A 1,411-nucleotide genomic window follows, 5' to 3' on the forward strand; every position below is an offset into this window, starting at 1 on the left:
AAAACAATTATGGAAAAAACATATGGACTGGAAGCGGCAACAGCAGATGTCAGCATTGAAACTGTATCGATAATCGCCTGTCCCAAATGTGGCGGAGAAATGAAGTACTACTGTTCAGTTCTGCCTTTTCAGATGGTTCCGGCCAGGGCTGGATAATAATGCCATGAATTAAGACGGTTTCTAAACTTGTTGCTTTTATTATCGCATAAGCGACACAGGACAGATGCGTAAACGAGTCTGAGAACAGTCGTTTTTTTACAAAATGTCAAAGAACAAATTAACGAAAATTGAATTTAACTTCAAATTCTGGGAGAGTTTCACTTTTTTTTCATCATCCCACTGGAGTTTATCTCACTCCGGTGGGGTTCCTCACTTGAATCATCTGAAGCAAAACCCTTATATCAAAATTTGGATACCGGGCTTATTGAACAATGGATTGAGATCGACCCCGCCAAGTTTGCTGTGTCTTGATATTCCTGGTTGCGGGGTCGACACAATCCTAAGGGTTGTGCCGTTCAATTCTATTTTTTTCATTTTTTCCTCAAGCCTTTCGGGTCAGCAATTACTTCACACGACATTAGAGCATTGGCTATTTCTCCGCAGTATGAATTATATAGGTTAAAACAAATCGAGTGAATACCTTATTATTCCAATATGTTTTATTATTACGAAAGCAGTGTACTTTAAGGCACTCCGTGTGAAAAAGTACAATTATTTTTTTTCAAACCCTAATTTTTATGAATATCCTGCCCTGACTACTGTACTTTATCCCCCCCCCAAGGGTATTAATGCCTGAATCAACCAGTAACAACTTTTCAATCACGACTTCTTGCCGACCTTCAGAGAGGAAGATCATACTTTATTAATAATCAGCATTATGCACAGGTCCCTACTTTCAATTGCAAAATTTTGCTCCTTATGCCGCTTTTTTTTGAGGAATTTTTATTTCTTTACCATAGTTCTCACAAAAATAACGAATACATTCCGGTGCGATGTCAATTGCTTTTTCATCATAATCACCGGTTTCCGAATTCAACCATATCAGCGTGTAATCACCGCTGACTTTTTGAAACCGTTTTTTATCTCTAAGCGGCAACAGAACCTCACCGGGATATTCTCCTAAAAGCAGAGGATAGAAATCCAATTCATAGATTGAAATATCCAAATCTTCTTCAAACCAAATACGTAAAACATAATCTCTCAAATATTCAGCCTTCAGCAAACCTCTTTCTTGATGGTTCTGCCAATTTGATTCGTTATTTGCAAATTTTGACCATTTTTTCCATTTCATAATTTCATCCTACAATTGTAACTAACCTGTTATTCATTGCATTTTCCCATTGCTCCAGCAATTCTTCTTCATGAGCTTCGACCCATGATTCCACCATTCTTCTTAATTTGAGAGGAAGCT

General features: G+C 37.6%; 1 protein-coding gene. It reads right to left on the reverse strand.

What is annotated here, in order from left to right:
- Window positions 1-916: 916 nt before the first annotated feature.
- Complete coding sequence (locus U9P79_10420; GenBank protein ID MEA2105028.1) at window positions 917-1,291, reverse strand: hypothetical protein; 375 nt, start codon at window positions 1,289-1,291, stop codon at window positions 917-919.
- Window positions 1,292-1,411 lie beyond the last annotated feature (120 nt).

This window comes from Candidatus Cloacimonadota bacterium, assembly GCA_034661015.1.
Classification (GTDB): domain Bacteria; phylum Cloacimonadota; class Cloacimonadia; order JGIOTU-2; family JGIOTU-2; genus JAYEKN01.